This window comes from Lysobacter soli, from assembly GCF_009755585.1.
GTDB classification, from domain to species: Bacteria; Pseudomonadota; Gammaproteobacteria; order Xanthomonadales; family Xanthomonadaceae; genus Lysobacter_J; species Lysobacter_J soli.
Map to the genome: position 1 here is coordinate 4,088,207 of NZ_CP046603.1, position 21,596 is coordinate 4,109,802.

Below are 21,596 nucleotides of genomic sequence, written 5' to 3' on the forward strand. Positions count from 1 at the left end.
ACGTCCTATGCCGTTGCGTTGTCGAGCGTGCGCGGCGCCGACGCGAGCGTTGCCTCGAGATGCGCGCGCAGTTCGCGGTTGAAGTCGTCCGGCCGTTCTTCCGGAAAGAAGATCCGTGCGCCCTCGAACTCTACGCGCCGCGTCGTGGCCGGGATCGCCTTCTGCAACCAGTGCGACCACTCCACCGGGAAGTAGATGTCGTCCGTGCCCCACGCGATCAGCGTCGGCACCTGCAACGTGCGCAGGCCGTCCTCGATCGCCAGCGTGTGCCGGCAGTCGAACGCGTTGACGAAGGCTTCCAGCTGCTTCAGCCGTCGCGTGTCGCTGGCGAAGGGCTTCAGGTACGTGTCGATGGTCGCGTCGGACACGTCCTGCGGGCGTTCGTACGCCGGTGCGAGCGCTGCGCGGTACACCGACTTGTCGCCGACCATCGCCTGGATCGTGCCCGGCAGTCCGCCATGGGCCACCATCGCCACGAACGGCGCGAACGCCTCCGGCGGCCAGTTGTCGTGCGCATCGCAGTTGGTCAGCGTGAGACTGCGCAGCCGCTTCGGATAGAGCGCGGCGAAGATCTGGCAGATGCCACCACCGCTGTCGTTGCCGACCAGATCGACGCGGTCGATGCCGAGTGCGTCGAGGAACTGCGCCAGCATGTGCGCGTTGGCCGTGACCGACACGTCCTGCCCGTCGGCGGCATCGGTGTGGCCGTGCGCCAGCAGGTCCACCGCGATGCAGCGGCGCACGTCGGACAGGGCCTCCAACTGATGCCGCCACAGGTAGCCGTTGAGCAGCACGCCGTGCACGAACAGGGCGACCGGTCCGGTGCCGCGCTCGACATAGCCGATCGTGGCGGACGACGTGCGCACCGTCCGGCGCGCGGCGAAGAAGGTGGCGGCGTCCATCACGCGCTCCGCTCGGCTTCGCGCAGCTTCTGCGCGCATTCCTCGCAGCAGGCCTCGACGGTCCGCCCGCCGATGGTCACCTCGACGCGGTTCTCGTCCAGCGGGTAATCGCAGACGGCACAGGTGTTCTCGCTCATGACACGCTCCATTGGGAGCCCGGCGATTCCGGGCAGGGCCATTGGACGATCCGGGCGAAGGCGGCGCTGTCGGAATCTTTAGCGATTGGCTACGCGGCGGCGTCAGGCGCTCTTGACCTGCGCCGCGGTGCGGAACGCGGTCGGCGTGCGGCCGTAAGCCTGCTTGAAGGCCGCGCTGAAATGGCTGTGGCTGGAGAAGCCCAGGTCCTGCGCCAGCGCCGACATGTCCTCGGCCTGCCCCAGCCGATCGAGCGCGCGCGCCAGGCGCAGCCGCAGGTGGTAGCGGTGCAGCGGAATGCCTTCGACCTGCGCGAAGGCCTGCGTCAGGTACACCGGCGATCCGCCGATGTGTTCGGCGATCTCGGCGAGCTTCCACTGCCGGCCGAGATCGCTCGCGAGCAGCACCTTCACCCGATCGACCAATCGCCTGCGGCCTTGCGTCGCCGTGGTTTCGTGCGTGGTGCGCGGCCCGAGGCTGCGCGAGATCAATGTCACGGCGAGCACTTCGGCTTCCAGCGGCTCGATGCCGCCGTGACGCAGGCTGTGGCGCAGCATCGCGACCAGCGCCTGTGCACGCGGGTCGATGCGGAGCGATTGCGGGCGGTACGTGAGGTCATCGCGACGTTCGAGCAGTTCGCGCGGCGAGAGTTCGCGCAGCAGGCCCGGCGATACGGCGAGCACGAGGCTCGCATCGCCGCCGTCGACCGGATGGCTTACCTGGTAGCCCTGCCCCGCGTTGAAGAACAGCACGTGGTTGGCGTCGGCGACCGACTGGTCCTGCCCGACGTGGCGCGCGTAGAGCCCGCGATACGGGAACACCAGGTGCGTGTTGGCCGCGCATTCCTCCGCGCTGCGGTGCCGGCACGTGCCCGCGCAGAACACGTCACGCACCTTGACGGTGCCGGTATCGAGCAGCGTATGAACGGAGAACTCCGACATGGGCGGAGCTTAGCGCGAAGCGGGTCGTGTAGCCGTCAGGTGGCGGCGATCGACGCGACCCACGCTTCAGCATCGGCGATGTCCGCGCCGAAGCTCTGCATCGACAGCGCGAGGTCGTGCGCGCGGTCATCGCGTCCGTAGCCGTGCGCTTGCGCCTTCGAATAGCGGCCCCATGCGGGCGAGGCGACCGCTTCATCCACGCGCGCGGGATCCAGCTCGAAATGCGCGGCGACGCGGTGCAGCTCCCGCGCGGGTTCGTCGAGCAGCGATTCGAAATCGACGCGAATCACGCGCTCGCCGTGGCGGCCCTTGTCGAGCGCGTCGAAGCGCATCTGCTCGGCGAGCCAGCCGAGCGCACATTGGCGATGCACCGGAATCTGGTGCAGCGACAGATGCGTCGCGACGCCGTGCTGGTGCAGGTAACGCAGGCGTTCGCCGGCGGCGCTCGCGGCATCGAAGACAGAGTTGGGCGATTTCAGCAGGGTGGCGAGGTACGGCCGCAGCGGCATGTCGATCAGCACCGCACGCATGCGCGGCTGTTGCGACAGCAACGGCGCGATCAGGCCGTTGCAGCTGCTGGTCGCCTTCACCACGCTGCGCGCATGCGGCGGCAGCGCCCGCGACCAGCGCGCCCACAGCGCGCGCAGCGTGTTTTCCGCTTCGTCCGGCGACAGGCGGGAAATCGCCTCGTCGAGCATCGGCCACGCATCGGCGAGCGTGCGCAGCGGCAGCGGTTCGCGCAGGCCCTGCACCTCGGGCCAGGTGTCGATCAAGCGGCTGAGCAGCGTCGAGCCGCAATGGCCGATGTGGAAGATCGCGTGCGCCGGTGCTGCCTCGTCGGAAACGCGCGACAGCAGCGATTCGAGCGGTGCCCAGCCGCCTTCGGCATTCGACGGCACCGCGCGGTCGTCGAGGAACGCCGCTTCGCGCCGCTGCGCCTCATCCAGTCGCAACCACAGCACGCGACGACCGACGAGGTCGAGCTTGAAGGGCAGGAATTCGGGGCTGTCGATCGCGGCGGTGGTCATGGGGCGAGTTTAGCGGGGCTTTGGCCGCTCACCTGACGCGAGGCTTCGCCCGGTGCGTCGCCGTCGCGCTCCACGGATCGTCCGGCCACGGATGCTTGGGGTAGCGGCCTTTCATTTCCTTCTTCACTTCCGGATACGTGCGATCCCAGAAGCCCTTCAGGTCCTGCGTGATCTGCAGCGGCTTCCCGCCGGGCGAGAGCAGGTGCAGCGTGAGCGGCACGCGGCCGTCGGCGATGCGCGGCGTGTCGGCCAGCCCGAACAGTTCCTGCAGTTTCACCGCCAACACGGGCGCGATCGGCGCATCGGCCTCGTCGTCGAACGCGTACTCGATTCCGCGCTCCATGCCGGAGGGCACGACGATCCGCGTCGGCGCGAGCGCATCGATCTTCTGCCGCAGCGCCCACGGCGTGGTGGACTTGAGCGCGTCGCCGAAGGCCTGCTCGTCGAGCGCGTCCAGCCGCGTCTTGCCCGTGAGCGCGGGTTTGAGCCACTCGTCCAGCGAGTCCAGCAGTGCGGCGTCGGAGAGATCGGGCAGTCCGTCCAGCTCCGGCATCCATGCGTGCAGGCAGCGCACGCGATCGCGCCACTGGCGCTGCGAGGGCGTCCACGGCAACGCGCGCAAGCCGAGTTGGCGCACGGCGTCGACCAGCGCGTCGGCGTAGCGGGCGGGATCGGGTTTCGCGAGCGGTTTGCTTTCGATGACGATGCGGTCGAAGCGCGTTTCGCGCACGGCCGCGATGCCGCGCGTGTTCGTGTCCCACACCACGCGGTCCTCGGTGACGAAGCGTTGCGGGAAGTCCTCGCGCAGGCGCGCCTCGTCCAGCGGCGCGGCACGCAGCACGCGCGCGTCGCGGGCCTCGTCGCGCAGTTCGCTCACCACGATCCAGGGCTCGCCGTACAGCGTGGAGTCGTCGAACAGCTTCACGCTGCGCCCGTTGGCGAGCTGGTAGCGATACGGATCGGACGGATGCTGGCGCGCGATGCGGTCAGGGAAGGCGTGCAGCAGCACGTCGCCGAGCTGATGCGATGGCGCATCCGGCGGCGGCGCGGCATCGAGGCGCAGGCGACGGCGCCATTGTTTCGCCGCCTGGTCGAGCGCGGCGAGCGAGGAACGCGATGCATCGGGCGCGACGCGGCCCGCACGGAAAGCGGCGAGCGCCTGCCAGCGTTCGGCGACCGAATCGCTGCGCGAGCGCAGCGGATCGCGCGCTTCGATCAGCGCGGCAAGGTCGCAGGCGAGCGCCTGTTCCCGCGCATCCTTCGGCGCGAGCAGCATCGCCGCCAGTCGGGGGTGCGTGCCCAGCGCGAGCATGCGCCGGCCCAGCGGCGTGATCGAACCGCCGTCGAGCGCGCCGAGCCGGTGCAGCAGTTCACGCGCCGCCGCGAGCGCACCGGGCGGCGGTGCATCGACGAAGCGCAGGTCGGCATCGCCCCACGCGGCGAGTTCGAGCGCGAGGCCGGCCAGCTCGACTTGCGCCAGCTCGGGCCGACGCTGCGGTTCAAGCCGCTGCGACTCGGGCCACAGCCGATACGCCCAACCCTCGGCCACGCGCCCGGCGCGGCCCGCGCGCTGGTCGGCGGACGCCTGCGCGATGTTCACCACATCCAGCCGCGCGAAACCGCTGTTGGGGTCGTAGCGCGGTTCGCGCGCGAGCCCCGAGTCGATCACCACGCGCACGCCGGGCAGCGTCACGCTGGATTCGGCGACGTTGGTGGCGAGCACCAAGCGGCGCCGGCCCTCGGGATCGGGCTGCAGCACGCGCGTCTGCGCCTCGACGGGGAGCTCGCCGTGCAATGTGAGAACGTCCGCGTCGGCCATAGAAGCGAGCAGCGAATCGACGCGCGCGATTTCGCGCTGCCCCGGCAGGAAGACGAGCACGTCGCCGGGATGCTGCGCCAGGGCATGTTCGACGGCGCGGCGCGTGTGATGTTCAGCTGATTCGTCGCGACGCGCGGCGAAGTGGGAAATCGAAACCGGATAACTGCGGCCGGCGCTGCTCAGCCGCGGCGCATCGAGGAACGCCGCCAGCCGTTCGCCATCGAGCGTCGCCGACATGACGACGATGCGCAGGTCCTCGCGCAGGCCGGCCTGCACGTCGAGCGCGAGCGCGAGGCCGAGGTCGGCCGACAGATGGCGCTCGTGGAACTCGTCGAACAGCAGCGCGCCGACGCTTTCGAGCATCGGGTCGTCCTGCAGCATGCGCGTGAGGATGCCTTCGGTGACGACCTCGATGCGCGTCTGCGCGGACACGCGGTTCTCGAAACGGATGCGATAACCCACCGTGCCGCCGACGTCCTCGCCGCGCTGGCGCGCCATGAAGTGCGCCGCCGCGCGCGCGGCCACGCGACGCGGTTCGAGCATCACGATCTTGCGGCCCGCGAGCCACGGCGCATCGAGCAGCGCCGGCGGCACCTGCGTGGTCTTGCCGGCGCCGGGCGGCGCTTCGAGCACGAGGCGGGGATGGTCGGCCAGGCTGGCGCGGATCTGCGGCAGCAGGGGGTCGATGGGGAAGTCGATGCGCGTCACGCCGACAGTCTAAACGGCGCGCTCGGCTAGACTTCGCGCATGGATTTGATCGACATCGGCGCCAACCTCACCCACGACTCCTTCGACCACGACCGCGACGCCGTGCTCGCCCGCGCGCGCGCAGCCGGCGTGGTGCAGATGGTCATCACCGGCGCCAGCCGCGAGCATTCGCCGCTCGCGCTGAAACTGGCGAAGCAGCATCCGGGCGAGCTGTTCGCCACGGCAGGCGTGCATCCGCATCACGCGAGCGAATACACGGCCGAGTGCGACGCCGAGATGCGCGAGCTGCACACGCATGCCGAAGTGGTCGCTGTCGGCGAGTGCGGGCTCGACTATTTCCGCGATTTCTCGCCGCGCCCGGCGCAGCGGCGTGCGTTCGAGATGCAGCTCCAGATCGCCGCCGAGACGCACAAGCCGCTGTTCCTGCACCAGCGCGACGCGCATGCGGATTTCATGTCGATGATGCGCAACTTCGACGGCCGCCTTGGCCCGGCCGTGGTGCACTGCTTCACCGGAACGCGCGAGGAGATGTTCGATTACCTCGATCGCGACTGGCACATCGGCATCACCGGCTGGCTGTGCGACGAGCGGCGCGGCCAGCACCTGCGCGAGCTGGTGCGGCACATTCCGGCCAACCGGCTGATGATCGAGACCGACGCGCCGTACCTGCTGCCGCGCACGATCAAGCCGGCGCCGTCGCACCGACGCAACGAGCCGATGTTCCTGGCGCACATCGTCGAAGAGCTGGCGCGCGATCGCGGCGAGGACGTGGCGACGACCGCGGCGCTGACCACCGCCACGGCCCGGGCGTTCTTCCGCCTGCCGGAGCGCTGAAACGTCGGTCGGGCGCGGTAGGGGGCCGCGTCCGGCATCACGTCCCGTATCGGTATGGGTGACCTGACCCTTCGCACGATGACCTGCCCCGACCCGCCCCTGCTCGCCTTCGACGACATCGCCATAGACCTGAACGGGCGGCGCCTGCTCCGGGCCGGCGAGGAGCAGCCGCTGGATCCGCGGGCCTTCGCGGTGCTGTGCCTGCTGGCGCGTTCGCCGGGGCAGGTGTTCTCGCCGGAGGAAATCCTCGACGAGGTCTGGGGCCATCGCCGCGTGCCGCCCGGCGCGGTGGGGCAGATCGTCGGCGTACTGCGGGCGGCGTTGGGCGATGACGTGCACCAGCCGCGCTATCTGCACGCCGTGCGGGGTTACGGGTACCGGTTCGACCGGCCGGACGGCTAGGCGCCTTCAGCCCGCGATCCGGCCCGCCTCGTACGCCTGCAGGTGCACCCACGCGGCCGACAGCAGCGGGGCTTCCATGCCGGCCGCGCGAGCGCGCAGCACCATGTCGCCGACGATCTGCATCGCCTCCACCGGCTGCCCGGCTTCCAGATCGCGCAGCATCGAGGCCTTGAGCGGCGACCCGGGTGCGGTGAGCGTGGCGAGCGCGGTCTCCTGCGCCTTCGCATCGATCGCCTCGCCTTCGGCCTGAGCGACGGCAAGGCATTCGGCGTACAGACCGCGCACGAAAGCGTCGCCGCCCTGCGCGGCGACGATGTGACCGATCGGCGCGCGCATCGTGCACGTCGCGGCGGCGAGCGTCGCGAGGAAGGTGAACTTCGTCCATTGCTCGCGCGCGATGCGCATCGAACGCACGTGGTCGATGTTCGCCGCCGAACACAGCGCGGCGAAAGCGGCCGTGCGCTCGCTGTCGGCCGGTTCGGAGCGCTCGCCGAAGGTGATCGATGCGGGCTGGCCGAGATGGCGCACTTCGCCGTCGGCGCCCTTCATCGCGCTGATGAAGCACAGCCCGCCGACCACGTTCCGCGCGCCGAAGCGTTCGTCCAGCGGCGCGTAGTGACGCAGGCCGTTGAGGATCGGCAGCACCCACGTGTCGCCGCCGACCGCGGGCGCGATGGCGTCCATCGAACTGTCCAGGTCGTAGGCCTTGCAGCTGAGCAGCACCATGTCGAACGGTCGTGCCTGCGCGAGCGCCGGCAGCGCATCGGCCGTGACGTGCGCCACCGGGAAATCCGCGTCGCCCAGCGGACTGCGGATCTGCAGCCCGTTCGCATCCAGCTGCGCCGCGCGGGTGGGCCGCACCAGGAAGGTCACGTCCGCACCGGATTGCGCGAGACGTCCGCCGAAATAACCGCCGGTGCCGCCGGCGCCGAGCACGAGGATGCGCATCAGCTGCGCAGGCCCACGCCGCGCTTGAGCAGCCACAGGCCCAGGCTCGCCAGCGCGATCACGAACGCGAACATCAGCCCATACGCGACCCACACCGGCACGTCGGACACGCCGAGCAGTCCGTAGCGGAACGCGTTGACCATGTAGAAGATCGGGTTCGCGTGCGTCATCGCCTCGGCCCACGGCGGCAACAGCTTCACCGAATAGAACACGCCGCCCAGGTACGTCAGCGGCGTGAGGATGAACGTCGGCACGATCGCGATGTCGTCGAACTTCTTCGCGTACACCGCGTTGACGAAGCCGGCGAGCGAGAAGATCGTCGCGCCGAGGATCACCGTGGTCAGCGTGATGAACGGATGCGGCAGGCGCACCTTGGTGAAGAACATCGCGATGACCAGCACGATGGCGCCCACCATCAGGCCGCGCAGCACGGCGCCGGCGACGTAGCCGGTGAGGATCACCCAGCTCGGCATCGGGCTGACCAGCAGTTCTTCCACGTGGCGGCCGAACTTCGCGCCGAAGAACGAGGACGAGATGTTGCCGTAGCTGTTCTGGATGACGCTCATCATCACCAGGCCCGGCACGATGAAGTCCATGTACCGGATGCCGTCCATCGTGCCCACGCGCGAGCCGATGAGGCCGCCGAAGATAAGGAAGTACAGCGTCATCGTGATCGCCGGCGGCACCAGCGTCTGGCCCCAGATGCGGAGGATGCGGTTCACTTCGCGGCGCACGATGGTGCCGAGCGCGACGAGGTTGCGCTGCGTTGCGGACATCTCGTGATGGGTCTGCGTCATGTCGTTCATGCCACCTGCTCCGGCGGCGTCTGCGCGGTGCCGTCCTGTGCGTTCTCGCCCGTCAGGCGGACGAAGAGTTCTTCGAGTCGGTTCGATTTGGTGCGCATGGAGCGCACGCGGATGCCCGCATCGCCCAGCGCCGCGAACACGCGGTTGAGGTCCATCGCGCGTGGCATCTCGATGTCGAGCGTGTGGTCGTCGGTCGCGGTGAGCGTGGTGCCTTCGATGGTCGGCAGCTGCGCGGGCAACGTGCCGTCGATGTCGAGCAGGAAGCCTTCCACGTCGAGCTTGGCCAACAGCGCCTTCATCGGGCCCTGCTCGACGATGCGGCCGCGGTCGATGATCGCGAGGTTGCGGCACAGGCTTTCCGCTTCCTCCAGGTAATGCGTGGTGAGGATGATCGTCGTGCCGGCGGCATTGATCTCCTTCAGCGTCTTCCACATGCCGCGACGGATCTCGATGTCCACGCCGGCGGTGGGTTCGTCGAGGATCAACAGCCTGGGCTGCGTCATCATCGCGCGGGCGATCATCAGGCGGCGCTTCATGCCGCCGGAGAGCGTGCGGCTCATCACCGTCGCCTTCTCCCACAGGTGCGCGCGCTTGAGTTCCACCTCGGCGCGCTTCAACGCTTCCTCGCGCGGCACGCCGTAGAAGCCGGCGTAGTTGACGAGGATGTCGACGGGCTTCTCGAACATGTTGAAGTTCAGTTCCTGCGGCACCAGGCCGATCAGCCGCATCGCGGCATCGCGGTGGCGCTGCAGGTCGACGCCGAAGATCGACACCGAACCTTCGCTCAGGTTCACCAGTGAACTGACGATGCCGATCAGCGTGCTCTTGCCGGCGCCATTCGGGCCGAGCAGGGCAAAGAAGTCGCCGGGCGCGACGTCGAGCGAGACGCCCTTGAGCGCCTGCACCTTGTTGTCGTAGGTCTTGCGCAGCTCGCGCACGGACAGGGCGGGAGCGGCGTGCGCCGCGTTCGGGGAAGCGGTCGGGGATGCGGTTGCCGGGGTCATCGGTGAAGGCCTGCGCCGCGGCGTCGCGGCGATAGACGGTAGTATAGGCGCCCCCGTGTGGGCGCTCCGGCCACACACTGTTGCATCACGATGTCGTTTCACACTGGACCTGCCGTGGCCATCCAGCATTTCCCGCTCAAGCTCGTTTCCCGCCGCATGCTGGCCCCGAGCGTGGGTCATTACACGTTCGTGCGCGATGACGGGCAGCCGCTGGATTTCATCCCCGGCCAGTTCATCCAGGTGCATTTCCAGTACGCCGATGGCACCGCCACCAAGCGCAGCTATTCGCTGGCGACGATCCACGACCACGCGCTGGGCCCGGGCGAAGCGGTGGAAATCGCCGTGAGCTACGTGCCCGGCGGCGCCGCCACGGCGCTGTTCGAGGGACTGGAAGCCGGCGGGCACGTGGATGCGAGCGGCCCGTTCGGCCGCTTCTGCCTGATGCCGACCGACGCGAACTCGCGGTACCTGCTCATCGCCACCGGTACCGGCGTCACGCCCTATCGCGCGATGCTGCCGCAGCTGGAAGCGCAGATCCGCGAGCGCGGCGTTCGCGTGGTGCTGCTGTTCGGCGCGCGCAACACCGACGAGCTGCTGTACGGCGACGAGTTCCGCGCCTTCGCCAACAAGTACCCCGACCACTTCCGCTTCGTCCCCTGTTTCTCGCGCGAGCTGCCGGCGCCTGATTCGCCGCATGCGCACGCCGACGTACGTCACGGCTATGTGCAGCAGTTCCTCGATGAGTTCACGCCGGATGCGACCGACGACATCGCGTACCTGTGCGGCAACCCGAACATGGTCGATGCGTGTTTCGAAGCGCTGAAGGGCCACGGGCTGCCAGTGCCGCAGGTGCGGCGCGAGAAGTACGTCAGCAGCAAGTAACCCGAATCGCCTGGAGCCCCGCCGGCCCGTTACGGCCGTTTCCCCGGGATGACAATGGAAGGCCGCGGCGCCGTCCATCCGCCATACGACGTGCAATCAAACTCCCCGCCGGCTCTGGCATGCTGGGGGCTTCCACGTCGGACGAGGGAACCGATGCGCACGTCTCCTGCATGGATCGCCGCACTGGCGATCTGCTGCCTCACCGCCTGCACGCCTCGCGATGACGCCAGCGCGTCGCGCAAGGACGCCGACGCCGGAAAACGCATGTACGGCTCTATCGCCTTCGAGCCCTGCACGCTGTCCGGCGCACTCGCCTCGTCCAGCATCGATGCGCAATGCGCGCGCCTCGACGTTCCCGAAGATCCGGCAAAGCCGGACGGCCGCCGCATCCCGCTGAACATCGCGTGGCTTCCGGCCGGCGACAAGGGCTCGAAGGCGCCGGACCCGGTGTTCTTCCTCGCCGGCGGCCCGGGCCAGGCGGCTACCGAGTACGCGGTCGACGTCGATGCCGCATTGCGCGACGTGCGCAAGCATCGCGACATCGTGCTGATCGACCAGCGCGGCACCGGCAAGCTGAGCCCGCTCGCGTGCCGCGATGCGAACGGCGCGGAACTCGCGCTGCCAGCGGACGAGGAGGTCGATGCCGCCGCCGTCGCCGACTACGCCGCGCGTTGCGCGAAAACGCTGGAAGGCAAGGCAGACCCGCGCTTCTACACGACGACGCAGGCTATCGGCGATCTCGATGCGGTGCGCGCCGCATTGGGCACGCAACAGATCAATCTCGTGGGCGTCTCGTACGGAACGCGCGTGGCGCAGCAGTATGCGACGCGGTTTCCCACGCACACGCGTTCGATCGTGCTCGACGGCGTCCTGCCGAATGAACTCGTGGTCGGTAGCGAATTCGCGCGTACGTTCGAGCGCGCGCTCGAACTGCAGTCGGCGCATTGCCAGTCGCTGCCGGGCTGTCGCGAACGCTATCCGCGAGATCTGCGCACGCAGCTGCGCGGCCTGAAGGAACGTCTGGAAACAGCGCCGGTGCAGGTGGATTTCCGCGATCCCGCCACCGCGCAGCGTCGTCGCGACACGCTCACCGCCGACACCGTCATCGGCCTCACGCACATGTTCTCGTACATGCCGCAGATGATGTCGCTGATGCCGGTCGTGATCGACGAAGCCGATCGCGGCGAGTACGCGCCGCTGATGGCGCTGGCACAGCTGGCCACGCGCAACATGGACGGCCGCATGTCGCGTGCGATGCAGTGGTCGGTGATCTGCGCCGAGGATGCGGACCGTTACACGCCCGATCCCGCTGATGCCGACACCGTGCTCGGCGCGGAAACCGGACCCGCGTTCTTCGCCGCATGCAAGGCGTGGCCGCATGGCGCGCGTCCGGCGACGTTCGACAAGCCGCTGCACTCCAACGTGCCCGCGCTGCTGCTGTCGGGCGAGATCGATCCGGTGACGCCGCCGGCCTATGGCGAACGCGTGCTGAAAGGCCTGCCGAACGGACGCCACTTCGTACTGCGCGGGCAAGGCCACAACGTGGCCGCGACCGGCTGCCTACCCAAGCTCGTCGGGCAGTTCGTCGAATCGCTCGACGCGAAGGCGCTGGATGGAAAGTGCCTCGACACGATCGGCTACGTGCCGCCGTTCACCGGATACAACGGATGGGAGCCGTGACGCGATGATCGTCGCACAGGACCTGCACAAGAGCTTCAAGACGCCGACCGGCACGGTGCGCGCCGTGGAAGGCGTGCGCTTCACCGCGCGCGATGGCGAGATCACCGGCCTGCTCGGGCCCAACGGCGCCGGCAAGACGACCTCGCTGCGCATGCTCTACACGTTGATGAAACCCGACGCCGGACAGGTGCTGGTCGACGGCGTCGATGCGACACGCGATCCGGCATCGGTGCGCGGCGCGCTCGGCGTGCTGCCGGACGCGCGCGGCGTGTACAAGCGCCTGACCGCGCGCGAGAACATCGCGTACTTCGGCGAACTGCACGGCATGTCGAAGCAGGCCATCGAGGCGCGCACGCAGGTGCTCGCCGATGCGTTGCAGATGCACGACATCCTCGATCGGCGCACCGAAGGTTTTTCGCAGGGACAGCGCACCAAGACCGCGATCGCACGCGCGCTCGTGCACGATCCGCGCAACGTGATCCTCGACGAGCCCACCAACGGCCTGGACGTGATGACCACGCGCGCGATGCGCGGCTTCCTGCAGCAGCTGCGCGCCGAAGGTCGCTGCGTGATCTTCTCCAGCCACATCATGCAGGAGGTCGCCGCGCTGTGCGATCGCATCGTCATCATCGCCAAGGGCCAGGTCGTCGCGGCCGGTACGGCGGATGAGCTGCGCGAACAGACGGGCGAGGCGAACCTCGAAGATGCCTTCGTGAAGGCCATCGGTTCGGAAGAGGGACTGCACGCATGAGCGCCGGTTCGATGAAGCAATCCCGTCCCGGCATGTTCGCGACGATGTGGTCGGTGATGCGCAAGGAGCTGCTCGACATCTCGCGCGACCGTCGCACGCTCGCGCTCGCGCTGCTGCTCGGCCCGCTGCTGTATCCGGTGCTGATGATCGGCATGGGTTCGCTGGCCGAATCGCGCGCGCGCACGCAGCTGGATCGCACGCTCGAAGTGCCCACCGTCGGCATGGAACGCGCGCCGAATCTCGTCGCGTTTCTCGCCACGCAGGGTATCCGCGCGGTGAAGGCGCCGAACGACATCGACGCGGCGATCGTGCGGCAGGAGTTCGACGTCGCGCTGCGCATCTCGCCCAGTTACGCGAACGACTGGCGCAATGGCAAGCCGGCGCTGGTGGAGATCGTCGCCGATACGACGCGTCGCGACAGCGAGATCCCGAGTGCGCGCGTGCGCGCGGCGCTGGAAGGTTACGGCGGTCAGGTCGGCGCGCTGCGCCTGCTTGCGCGCGGCATCGATCCGTCCGTCGTGCGTGCGGTGAGCGTCGGCAGTCGCGATCTTGCGACGGAGGAAGCCAAGCGTGGCCTGATGCTCGCCGCGATCATGCCGTACCTGCTGATCCTGATGTCCTTCATCGGCGGCGCGTACCTGATCATGGACGCCACGGCGGGCGAACGCGAACGCCAATCGCTGGAGCCGCTGCTCGCCACGCCGGCGTCGCGCGGTGCGATCGTCAGCGGAAAGATCGCCGCTGCCTGCGCGATGGGGTTGCTGTCGCTGCTGCTGACGCTGGTGGCGTTCAACCTCAGCGCGCAGATGAGCACGGGCGTGGGGCGCATGCTCGACGTGAGCTTCGCGTCGATCGGCCGCATGCTGCTGATCCTGCTGCCGATGGTGTTCATCGGCACGACGCTGCTCACGTGCCTGGCGGCGGCATCGAAGAGCCTGAAGGAAGCGCAGAGCCACATGACGTGGCTGATGCTGCTGCCCATGATTCCGACGATCGCGCTGATCGTGAACCCGGTGAAGACGCAGGCGTGGCAGTTCATGGTGCCGTTCCTCGCACAGAACCAGATGCTGCTGAAGGTGATCCGTGGCGAGGGCATCGACATGCAGACGTGGGGTATCTACCTGGGCACCGGTTTTGCCGTGGCGGCGTTGCTGTGGTTCGTCGCGGTGCGGCGTTACCACCAGGAGCGGTTGGCGATTTCGGGTTAGTGGTTTGGCCGCAGCGTGGGTGCGCGCTGCGGCGTTGCTAGGTCTACCAGCGCTTTACTTCTTTCTGTAGCCGTTGCCTCATGGCGTTGTTCTTGCTGACGCTGGTGTGTTGCGTTGCTTTCGAAGTTGCTCGTCATTCCCGCGAAGGCGGGCCGCTTCTGGGCCGCCGAATGGCGGCACCATCCAGGGACGTTTCATGCTTTCCCTGTGACGTTCGAAGAGCAAAGAAGAATCACAATCCAAGCTTCCGATCGCCTGCGGCGCTCGGGTCACTTTTCTTTGCTCGCACAAAGAAAAGTAACCCAAAGAAAGTGCGTACAAGTCCAACCCAGTCCCACGACCGGAAAGCAAAAGGGCGCGTTCGCGATTCGCCATCCATGGCTCAGCGCTCACCGCCGCACATCCTGTGCGGCGCCCTTCGGGGCTAGAAACGAATAGGCTGTTCGACAGCAACAGCAGATGGAAGACGGCTGTTGGCCCCTCTCCCACCGGGAGAGGGGTTGGGGTGAGGGCCAGCGGAGTCGCATCGGTGAACGAACCGTGCCTTACAGCGCTGCGCTGCTGCTTTGCGGTAGGACACAGAAGCAAGATGGATTCCAGCTTTGCTGGAATGACGGTGACGTGGTTCACCACTTGGGGAGTGCCCGAAAGCCACGGGCCTGGGTCCCGGCCTTCGCCGGGATGATGGTCGGGATTGGCGTTCGACGGATGAAGCTGAGGTAGGCGAGCGTTCCCAACAGAGTGCCCAACGGAAAAAGAGAAAGGCCCGGCTTGCGCCGGGCCTTTCGTTTTACAGCGTTGCTTTGCGAAGCGCGTGCGGTGGCGTCAGTCCCCCAACCTTCGCCGCCGCCTCGCGATCAGCTCTGCGGGTTGAAGCCGATGGTACGGCGCGTCGTCACCGGCGCGTCGATCGGCTGGAAGCGCCACTTGCGCACGGCGTTGACCGCTTCGCGGTCGAAGATGCGCGCCGGGTTGGAACGCACCACGCGCGCGGCCGTGACCGAGCCGTCCGTGCCGACGGTGAACTCGACCTGCACTTCGCCCGAGGTCCCTGCGCGCAGGGCTTCCGGCGGGTAGCGCGGCGGCGGCATCGACAGCGGACGCAGGTCGCTCGCATCGGCCGACGCCGGTGCGGCGGCGGCCTGGCGGGCCGCGGCGGCACGCTGCTCGGCGGCGCGGGCGTCGGCGGCACGCTGGTCGGCAGCGGCCTTGTCGGCTGCGGCCTTGTCCGCCGCTGCCTTGTCGTCGGCCTGCTTGGTCGCAGCCTGCTGGGCGGCGAGCTGGCGGGCGGCGTCTTCCTGCTGCTTCTTCTGGTCCTCGACGCGCTTCTTCTCGAGTTCGACCTTCTTCTTCGCCTCTTCCTCGGCGGTCAGCTGCTGCTGCGCGGCGCGCTTGGTCGACGCATCCTGCTGGGCGGCGATGCTGGCCTTCAGGCGCGCGAGCGCCGGATGCTGGGCATCGGCCTTTTCGAGCAGGGCGGCCAGGCGCTGGGCTTCGGCGAAGTCCTCGCGATTGACGCTCTGCTCGGTGGCGATGACCGTCATCGGCAGCAGGTCGGTCAGCGCGCTGGACACCGCGGCGTCCCCCGGCGCCTTGTCGCGCAGCGCGAGGTAGTACTCCACCGCGTTGTCTTCGGCCGGTGCGTACAGGCGGTTTTCGGCATACGCCTTGCGGGCCGCTTCACGCAGCTGGTCGGCGGTCAGCGCCGAGACCTTGGCCGACACCGCGGTTTCCGCCGTGACCGCAGGCGCAGCCTGGGTGGCGGCCGGCGCGGCGGCGGTGGGCTGGGCGGGTTCTTCCTTGTTACAGGCCGTCAGCGCGCAGCACAGGGCGAGCGCGACGGACAGCTGAGATACGACAGACAGTCGGCGCGAACGCCGGTCTTGTGGATTAACGAACGTCATTGGCAAAGCTCCCCTGAAGTGCGCCGTCACGAGCACACAGGCACTAGATCGCGTGAGCGGCCCCTGTTTGTCAAGCGAACGGCCATCGGAGCCTACCATCGGTCGGCGCGACCGGGCCGCCCATCGCCCTGTTCAGATGCGGCACGCAGGGCCGTAATGCGGTGATTTCCGGGTAGACCGGCGCGCGGCCGGTCGGACAGGAAGGCGGCCAGCAGCTGACGGAACGGCGGGAATCCCGCGCTCGCGCGGAGCACGCCCGCGCGAAGTGCGCGAATCGGCGCACGGTCGTCGGTGAACAACGCAACGATCCCGCGCGTGGCGAGGTGAAGCGGCGCGGTCGCGAACCGGTGCCCGCGCTCATAGCGGGCGAGTCGCACCGGATCGCCGGGGTCCGCACGCGTGGCCGCCGCGTCGCGCAGTTCCGCGGCCAGACGCTCGACCCCAAGCAGCCCGAGGTTGAAGCCGTGCGCCGTCACCGGATGCATGCCGACCGCCGCATCGCCCAGCAGCGCCACGCGCGTGCCGGCGAACCGCGTCGCCCACGCACCGACCAGCGGGTACACGTGGCGCTCCCCGGGATCGGACACGGCACCGAGGCGTCCGTGGAAGCGTCGGGCGATTTCCCCTGCGAATGCCGCGTCGTCCATCGCCTGCAGGTCTCGCATCTGCGCGCCGGGCAGCGTCAGCACGACGGAGGACTGACATCCGGACGGCGTTGCGCGACCCAACGGCAGGCGCGCCAAGGTCTGGCCACGATCGAACCATTCCCAGGCGGTGTCGTCGTGCGGGCGCTCGTGCGTCACGCGGCACACGAGCATCGCGCGGCCGAAGTCGTGCATCCGCGCGGAAATGCCCAGGTGGCGCCGGGTTTCGGAAAAGCGGCCGTCGGCGGCGACGATCAGGCGCGCTGCGAAACTTCGGCCGTCTTCCAGTCGAACACGCGCGTCGGTCGTGTCGGCTTCGACCGCGGCGATGCGCACGCCTGCATGGAGTTCGACGTCCTGCGACACGGACACTGCGTCGAACACAGCCGCCCGAATCGCGTGGTTCGGCACCAGCCAGCCGAGCGGTTCGTCGCCGCCGCCGACCTTCAGCGGCTCGCGCGCGCCGGCGTCGAACACGTGCGCTTCGCAGAGCGGATGGCATTCGTCCGGCGGCAGCCGACTCCACACGCCCAGCTCGCGCAGCAGCCGGACCGAGCGCTGGGTGAGCGCGATCTCGCGCCCGTCGAATTTCGGGGCGCGCAAGGACGCCTCCGTTTCGCGTTCCAGCACCGCGACGCGCAAGCCGCTGCCGTCGAGCGCCCGCGCCAGACACAGGCCCGCCGGCCCCGCGCCGATGACGATCACGTCGGTTTCGATGGTCTGCATGCGGCGCCCGCGTTCTGGAGTGCGCGCACTGTCCCGCGGGAGCGATGTCGGCGCCTTGATCCCGGTCAAGGGCGCTGCGCTACTTGCCGATGCAGAAGCTCGAGAAGATGTGGCCGAGCAGGTCATCCGCGTGCACGCGGCCGGTGATCTCGCCGAGCGCGTCATGCGCGAGCCGCAGCGATTCGGCGGCGAGGTCGAGCGATTCGCGATCAAGTTCGACGCGTGCCTGCGCAAGGTGTTCGCGCGCGATCGCCAGCGCATCGACGTGCCGCGCGCGTGCGGTGAAGGCGCCCTCGCCGGCCGCATCGGCGTTGCACTGCGCGAGTTCGCGCAGGCGTGCATGCAACGACTCCAGACCGGCGCCGGTACGGGCGGAGACGTGCAGGGCGTCCTGCGGTTGCGGCGAATCGGCGTCCAGCAGGTCGGCCTTGTTATGGACCCAAACGCGCAGCGGGACATCGGCGATGGCGTCGATCACCGCTGCGCGCCCGCCTTCCGGATCGCGCGCATCGAGCACCACCAGCGCCAGGTCCGCACGTTGCAATTCGCCGCGCGCGCGGCGCATGCCTTCGCGCTCGATCACATCGCCGCCTTCGCGCAGGCCGGCGGTGTCGACGAGCGTGAGCTCGACGCCGTCGATGCGGATGGTTTCGTGCAGCAGATCGCGCGTGGTGCCGGCGATGTCGGTGACGATGGCGCGCTCGCTGCCGGCCAGCACGTTGAGCAGCGAGCTCTTGCCGGCGTTCGGCGGCCCGACGATCACCGCATGCAGGCCGTCGCGCAGGCGACGGCCACGTTCGGCGGCCTTCAGCAGGTCGTCGAGGGCGAACGCGTTGTCGCGAAGGCGGACGCGGAGCTGCTCGCCGCCGAGCGTGTCGATCGGCTCGTCGGCGAAGTCGATCGCGGCTTCGACGTGCACGCGGATCGCGAGCAGTTCGTCGGCGATGGCATCGACGCGGCGCGAGAACTCGCCGTCGAGCGCACGACGTGCGGCGCGTGCGGCACGCACGTCGGCCGCGGCGATGAGATCGGCGACGGCTTCGGCCTGTGCGAGGTCGAGCCGGCCTTCGAGGAACGCGCGTTCGCTGAACTCGCCCGGCCGCGCGCGGCGCGCACCGAGCGCGACGCAGCGCGCGACCACTTCGTGCAGGACGGCGGGACTGCCGTGCGCCTGGAGCTCCACCACATCCTCGCCGGTATAGCTGGCGGGCGCGGCGAAATAGAGCGCGATGCCATCGTCGATCGTCTCGTCGTGCTCGTCGCGAAAACGCACGTAGTGTGCCGTTCGCGGTACGAGTTCGCGCGCCGCGAGCGTTTGCGCGATCGCACGCGATTTCGGCCCGGACAGCCGCACGATGCCGACGCCGCCCGCACCAGGCGCGGTGGCAATGGCGGCGATGGTGTCGCGATCGGTCATGGCGTCATGGTGGCAGAACGGGGGCACCGGCGGCACAAATGCGAAGCCCGCCTTCCGGCGGGCTTCGTGCGAAAGGACGCGGCGGATTACGCCTTCGCCGGCTGCTCGCTGTACTTCTTCACCATCCACCACTGCTGCAGCAGGCCCAGCGCGCCGTTGGTGACCCAGTACAGCACCAGGCCGGCCGGGAAGAAGGCGAACATCACGCCGAACACCAGCGGCATGAACTGCATCATCTTGGCCTGCATCGGATCCATGCCGGTGGTCGGGTTCAACTTCTGCGTGAACCACATGATCGCCACGTTGATGATCGGCAGCACGAAGAATGGATCGCGCGAGGTCAGGTCGGTGATCCAGCCGATCCACGGCGCATGGCGCAGTTCGACCGACTCCGAGAGCATCCAGTACAGCGCCAGGAACACCGGCATCTGCAGCAGGATCGGCAGGCAGCCGCCGACGGGGTTGATCTTCTCCTTCTTGTACAGCTCCATCATCGCCATCTGGAACTTCTGCTTGTCGTCCCCGTAGCGCTCCTTGAGCTGCGCGATGCGCGGCTGGAACTTGCGCATCTTCGCCATCGACTTGTACTGCGCGGCCGACAGCGGATACATCGCGAGCTTGATCAGGAACACCAGGCCGACGATCGACCAGCCCCAGTTGCCGACCAGGCCGTAGATCTTCTCCAGCACCCAGAACAGCCAGCCGGCGATGGTCGCCATGATGCTGAACTGACTGAAATCGATGGCGCGTTCCAGGCCCGGCACATGCTGCGCTTCGATGGCCTTGACCAGCTTCGGTCCGACCCACAGGCGCGCGGTGGTTTCGGCCCTCGCGCCCGGCGCGACGGTGACGCCCGGGCCGACTTCGCGGATGAGGTACTGCGTGCCGCCGGTGCCGCTGGGCGTGGCGAGCGAGAAGGTCGTGGTGTCGTTCGAGCCCGGGATCCAGGCGGCGAAGAAGTGGTGCTGGAGCATGCCGATCCAGCCGCCGGTGACCTGCTTGTCGAGCGGGCCGTCGTCGACGAAATCATCGTACTTGCGGCGCTCGTACTTGTCGGCACTGGAGTACCACGCGGCGCCCTGGAAGCTGTACTGCTCGGCGCTCATCGGGCCCTTCTTCACCAGCGCGCGCGGCACGCGGCTCAGCTGGCGGTAGACGAAGCCCTGCCACGGCTTGGCGCCGGCGTTGATGACTTCATCGCGCACCTGTACGACGTAGTTGCTGCGGGTGAAGGTGTAGGTGCGGCGGATGGTCACGCCGTCGCTGCCGGTCCAGACGAACGGGACCTCGAGCGAGTTGGCGCCATCGGCGAGCGTGAAATCGGTCTTGCCGCCTTCGGGCACGAAGCCGGCCTGGTGCGTCGGCGCCTGGCCGCCCTGGCTCACCCAGCCGCTCTGCGCGACGAAGTAGTTGGCCGGATCGGTGGCGAACAGGCGCACCGGTGCGCTGCTGTCGTCGGCGGTGCTGGGATAGCGCAACAGGTCGGCCTGGCGCATCTCGCCGCCGTCGAGCACGAGCTTCAGGACGTCGGTGGTGACGGTGACGCTCGGCGCGGCGGCCGGCGTGGCGGCAGCCGTCGGCGTGGTGCCGGCGACGCTCGGCGCGGCCGGGACGGCGCCCGGCGCGCTGGCGGTGCTCGGGATGCTGGCGTCCGTCGCGGTCGCGGCGGTGGTCGTGGTCTGCGCGGGAGCGGCAGGCGCGGCCTTCTCCTTGCCCCATTCCATCCACAGCAGGGTCGCCACCATCAGCCAGGCGAAGATCAGGAAAACGCGGGTCTGGTTCATGGGCGACAGGCTGCTCAGCCGCGATCGACGTGCGGCGCTGGGGCGGAAGGGGAAGCGGCCGGCATTGTGCCGGGCGCCGGTGACAGGGGCAACGCGGCGTCGGGCGCGAGGGCCCCGCTGCGGTGGAGCAGACCCTGGAAGGCCGCGACGAGTTCCGGGCCGCTCGCCTGACGTGCGGCCGGACGCGCGACCACGACGAAGTCACCCGCGGCGAGTTGCCCGCGCAGGCGACGGAAGGTATCGCGAAGAACGCGCTTGATGCGATTGCGACCGACGGCGTTCGGATCGACCTTGCGGGACACGGCCAGGCCCATGCGTGCAGGCACGTCACTGGGAAGCCAATGCAGAGCCAGCACGGGCAGCGCCGTGCGCCGTCCGTGCTGGAATATGCGGTCGAAATCGGACTTCGCGCGAACCCGCGCGCTGCGCGGGAAGCGGGCCGATGTCATCTGCTGCTACCGGCGAGGGCCGGTGTGCGACTGCCGCGCGGAGCGGCAGCGGCGACGCTTAGGCGCAAAGACGCTTGCGGCCCTTGGCGCGACGACGGGCCAGGATCTTGCGGCCATCGGCGGTCGCCATGCGGGCACGGAAACCGTGGTCGCGCTTGCGCTTGAGGTTGCTGGGCTGGTAGGTGCGCTTGGTGGCCATGGTTCGGCTCGATGCGTAAACGGCAAAATGGACCGCGGATTCTAGCGGCCTGGGGAGTGCCAGGTCAACCGTGCTTGACCCGGCTCGCTTCCGACGCAGCGACCCACCGGGAAACGAAGCAAAGCCAGCCCCCTAAGTTAGGGGGCGCTTCGCTGCGCGAAGCGGGGTGTGGAACGCACGCCACGGGGCCCCAAGTTTGCACTGCAAACTTTGGGAGGCGAAGCCGGCTGCGCCGGCGAACGCCTGTGGACTACCTGTTAATCCACCTGTGGACAAGTCCTGTTCCGCGCCCGGTCGCGGTGATAGTCTGCCCCTACCCCCAGACCCGTTCGCCGCGATCCGTGCATCGCGCGGCGGGATGCTTTTCGCCGCGGTTTTCCGGTGCTTTGGCGCCGGACGCACAAGAGACGAAGATTCCCGAACCG

20 protein-coding genes are annotated in these 21,596 nt (G+C 68.7%); 6 read left to right on the forward strand and 14 right to left on the reverse strand.

What is annotated here, in order from left to right:
* Positions 1 to 5 precede the first annotated feature (5 nt).
* The 5 genes from GOY17_RS18575 to hrpB form a co-directional block, all read right to left on the reverse strand.
* Positions 6 to 902, reverse strand: coding sequence for an alpha/beta fold hydrolase (locus GOY17_RS18575; RefSeq protein WP_157031513.1), 897 nt, complete (start codon positions 900 to 902; stop codon positions 6 to 8).
* Entirely contained in the window at positions 902 to 1,039 is a 138-nt protein-coding gene (locus GOY17_RS18870) for a hypothetical protein (RefSeq protein WP_181902837.1), read from the reverse strand. Before GOY17_RS18870 ends, GOY17_RS18575 begins: the two co-directional genes overlap by 1 nt.
* A 102-nt stretch (positions 1,040 to 1,141) precedes the next feature.
* On the reverse strand, positions 1,142 to 1,978 hold the full coding sequence (locus GOY17_RS18580; RefSeq protein WP_157031514.1) for a helix-turn-helix transcriptional regulator: 837 nt from the start codon (positions 1,976 to 1,978) through the stop codon (positions 1,142 to 1,144).
* A 35-nt stretch (positions 1,979 to 2,013) separates the two neighbouring features.
* Complete coding sequence (locus GOY17_RS18585) at positions 2,014 to 3,006, reverse strand: hypothetical protein (protein ID WP_157031515.1); 993 nt, start codon at positions 3,004 to 3,006, stop codon at positions 2,014 to 2,016.
* A 28-nt stretch (positions 3,007 to 3,034) separates the two neighbouring features.
* Positions 3,035 to 5,533, reverse strand: coding sequence for an ATP-dependent helicase HrpB (gene hrpB, locus GOY17_RS18590; RefSeq protein ID WP_157031516.1), 2,499 nt, complete (start codon positions 5,531 to 5,533; stop codon positions 3,035 to 3,037).
* Positions 5,534 to 5,572: 39 nt separating this feature from the next.
* On the opposite strand from hrpB, the gene GOY17_RS18595 reads away from it, so the two are divergent.
* Both GOY17_RS18595 and GOY17_RS18600 read left to right on the forward strand, forming a co-directional pair.
* Positions 5,573 to 6,367, forward strand: coding sequence for a TatD family hydrolase (locus GOY17_RS18595; protein ID WP_157031517.1), 795 nt, complete (start codon positions 5,573 to 5,575; stop codon positions 6,365 to 6,367).
* A 54-nt stretch (positions 6,368 to 6,421) separates the two neighbouring features.
* Positions 6,422 to 6,769, forward strand: a complete 348-nt coding sequence (locus GOY17_RS18600; protein WP_157031518.1) for a winged helix-turn-helix domain-containing protein — start codon at positions 6,422 to 6,424, stop codon at positions 6,767 to 6,769.
* A gap of 6 nt (positions 6,770 to 6,775) precedes the next feature.
* On the opposite strand, the gene panE is transcribed toward GOY17_RS18600, so the two are convergent.
* Genes panE through GOY17_RS18615 form a run of 3 tightly spaced genes read right to left on the reverse strand, consistent with a single transcriptional unit; the run spans position 6,776 to position 9,527 of the window.
* Positions 6,776 to 7,717, reverse strand: a complete 942-nt coding sequence (gene panE / locus GOY17_RS18605) for a 2-dehydropantoate 2-reductase (RefSeq protein WP_157031519.1) — start codon at positions 7,715 to 7,717, stop codon at positions 6,776 to 6,778.
* Positions 7,717 to 8,493, reverse strand: coding sequence for an ABC transporter permease (locus tag GOY17_RS18610; RefSeq protein ID WP_157031810.1), 777 nt, complete (start codon positions 8,491 to 8,493; stop codon positions 7,717 to 7,719). The genes panE and GOY17_RS18610 overlap by 1 nt, the downstream gene beginning before the upstream one ends.
* Before the next feature lie 26 nt (positions 8,494 to 8,519).
* The gene (locus tag GOY17_RS18615; protein ID WP_157031520.1) at positions 8,520 to 9,527 is read right to left on the reverse strand and encodes an ABC transporter ATP-binding protein; all 1,008 of its coding nucleotides are present in this window, start codon (positions 9,525 to 9,527) and stop codon (positions 8,520 to 8,522) included.
* 90 nt (positions 9,528 to 9,617) lie between these two features.
* Here GOY17_RS18615 and GOY17_RS18620 point away from each other — a divergent pair, with 90 nt between their 5' ends.
* The 4 genes from GOY17_RS18620 to GOY17_RS18635 all read left to right on the forward strand — a co-directional run bounded on the left by GOY17_RS18620 (position 9,618) and on the right by GOY17_RS18635 (position 14,048).
* Positions 9,618 to 10,409, forward strand: a complete 792-nt coding sequence (locus GOY17_RS18620; RefSeq protein WP_157031521.1) for a ferredoxin--NADP reductase — start codon at positions 9,618 to 9,620, stop codon at positions 10,407 to 10,409.
* Positions 10,410 to 10,562: 153 nt separating this feature from the next.
* The gene (locus GOY17_RS18625; RefSeq protein WP_157031522.1) at positions 10,563 to 12,089 is read left to right on the forward strand and encodes an alpha/beta hydrolase; all 1,527 of its coding nucleotides are present in this window, start codon (positions 10,563 to 10,565) and stop codon (positions 12,087 to 12,089) included.
* Between the two features lie 4 nt (positions 12,090 to 12,093).
* Positions 12,094 to 12,840, forward strand: coding sequence for an ABC transporter ATP-binding protein (locus tag GOY17_RS18630; protein WP_157031523.1), 747 nt, complete (start codon positions 12,094 to 12,096; stop codon positions 12,838 to 12,840).
* Between the two features lie 11 nt (positions 12,841 to 12,851).
* Positions 12,852 to 14,048: an ABC transporter permease gene (locus GOY17_RS18635; RefSeq protein ID WP_232338488.1), complete on the forward strand. Its 1,197-nt coding sequence runs from the start codon at positions 12,852 to 12,854 to the stop codon at positions 14,046 to 14,048.
* An 857-nt stretch (positions 14,049 to 14,905) separates the two neighbouring features.
* Here GOY17_RS18635 and GOY17_RS18640 read toward each other — a convergent pair.
* From GOY17_RS18640 to rpmH, 6 genes are all read right to left on the reverse strand, one after another.
* Positions 14,906 to 15,952, reverse strand: coding sequence for an energy transducer TonB (locus tag GOY17_RS18640; protein ID WP_157031524.1), 1,047 nt, complete (start codon positions 15,950 to 15,952; stop codon positions 14,906 to 14,908).
* A gap of 92 nt (positions 15,953 to 16,044) precedes the next feature.
* Complete coding sequence (ubiM, locus tag GOY17_RS18645) at positions 16,045 to 17,322, reverse strand: 5-demethoxyubiquinol-8 5-hydroxylase UbiM (RefSeq protein WP_198173749.1); 1,278 nt, start codon at positions 17,320 to 17,322, stop codon at positions 16,045 to 16,047.
* A 79-nt stretch (positions 17,323 to 17,401) separates the two neighbouring features.
* Positions 17,402 to 18,739 (reverse strand): tRNA uridine-5-carboxymethylaminomethyl(34) synthesis GTPase MnmE, encoded by a 1,338-nt coding sequence (mnmE, locus tag GOY17_RS18650; protein ID WP_157031525.1) that lies wholly within the window; start codon positions 18,737 to 18,739, stop codon positions 17,402 to 17,404.
* Positions 18,740 to 18,825: 86 nt separating this feature from the next.
* A complete protein-coding gene (gene yidC / locus GOY17_RS18655) occupies positions 18,826 to 20,523 on the reverse strand; it encodes a membrane protein insertase YidC (protein WP_157031526.1) in 1,698 nt (565 codons plus the stop codon).
* Between the two features lie 14 nt (positions 20,524 to 20,537).
* The gene (rnpA, locus tag GOY17_RS18660) at positions 20,538 to 20,972 is read right to left on the reverse strand and encodes a ribonuclease P protein component (protein ID WP_157031527.1); all 435 of its coding nucleotides are present in this window, start codon (positions 20,970 to 20,972) and stop codon (positions 20,538 to 20,540) included.
* Between the two features lie 58 nt (positions 20,973 to 21,030).
* Positions 21,031 to 21,171, reverse strand: coding sequence for a 50S ribosomal protein L34 (rpmH, locus tag GOY17_RS18665; protein ID WP_031374044.1), 141 nt, complete (start codon positions 21,169 to 21,171; stop codon positions 21,031 to 21,033).
* Positions 21,172 to 21,596 lie beyond the last annotated feature (425 nt).

Excerpts from the sequence above, each read along its gene's own strand:
- panE (WP_157031519.1), bottom strand. The coding sequence starts at position 7,717 with ATGCGCATCCTCGTGCTCGGCGCCGGCGGCACCGGCGGTTATTTCGGC.
- mnmE (WP_157031525.1), bottom strand. The coding sequence starts at position 18,739 with ATGACCGATCGCGACACCATCGCCGCCATTGCCACCGCGCCTGGTGCG.
- GOY17_RS18615 (WP_157031520.1), bottom strand. The coding sequence starts at position 9,527 with ATGACCCCGGCAACCGCATCCCCGACCGCTTCCCCGAACGCGGCGCAC.
- GOY17_RS18595 (WP_157031517.1), top strand. The coding sequence starts at position 5,573 with ATGGATTTGATCGACATCGGCGCCAACCTCACCCACGACTCCTTCGAC.
- GOY17_RS18635 (WP_232338488.1), top strand. The coding sequence starts at position 12,852 with ATGAAGCAATCCCGTCCCGGCATGTTCGCGACGATGTGGTCGGTGATG.
- GOY17_RS18620 (WP_157031521.1), top strand. The coding sequence starts at position 9,618 with ATGTCGTTTCACACTGGACCTGCCGTGGCCATCCAGCATTTCCCGCTC.
- GOY17_RS18625 (WP_157031522.1), top strand. The coding sequence starts at position 10,563 with ATGCGCACGTCTCCTGCATGGATCGCCGCACTGGCGATCTGCTGCCTC.
- GOY17_RS18640 (WP_157031524.1), bottom strand. The coding sequence starts at position 15,952 with ATGACGTTCGTTAATCCACAAGACCGGCGTTCGCGCCGACTGTCTGTC.
- yidC (WP_157031526.1), bottom strand. The coding sequence starts at position 20,523 with ATGAACCAGACCCGCGTTTTCCTGATCTTCGCCTGGCTGATGGTGGCG.
- GOY17_RS18575 (WP_157031513.1), bottom strand. The coding sequence starts at position 902 with ATGGACGCCGCCACCTTCTTCGCCGCGCGCCGGACGGTGCGCACGTCG.
- rnpA (WP_157031527.1), bottom strand. The coding sequence starts at position 20,972 with ATGACATCGGCCCGCTTCCCGCGCAGCGCGCGGGTTCGCGCGAAGTCC.
- rpmH (WP_031374044.1), bottom strand. The coding sequence starts at position 21,171 with ATGGCCACCAAGCGCACCTACCAGCCCAGCAACCTCAAGCGCAAGCGC.
- GOY17_RS18610 (WP_157031810.1), bottom strand. The coding sequence starts at position 8,493 with ATGTCCGCAACGCAGCGCAACCTCGTCGCGCTCGGCACCATCGTGCGC.
- ubiM (WP_198173749.1), bottom strand. The coding sequence starts at position 17,322 with ATGCAGACCATCGAAACCGACGTGATCGTCATCGGCGCGGGGCCGGCG.
- GOY17_RS18600 (WP_157031518.1), top strand. The coding sequence starts at position 6,422 with ATGGGTGACCTGACCCTTCGCACGATGACCTGCCCCGACCCGCCCCTG.
- GOY17_RS18630 (WP_157031523.1), top strand. The coding sequence starts at position 12,094 with ATGATCGTCGCACAGGACCTGCACAAGAGCTTCAAGACGCCGACCGGC.
- GOY17_RS18580 (WP_157031514.1), bottom strand. The coding sequence starts at position 1,978 with ATGTCGGAGTTCTCCGTTCATACGCTGCTCGATACCGGCACCGTCAAG.
- GOY17_RS18870 (WP_181902837.1), bottom strand. The coding sequence starts at position 1,039 with ATGAGCGAGAACACCTGTGCCGTCTGCGATTACCCGCTGGACGAGAAC.
- GOY17_RS18585 (WP_157031515.1), bottom strand. The coding sequence starts at position 3,006 with ATGACCACCGCCGCGATCGACAGCCCCGAATTCCTGCCCTTCAAGCTC.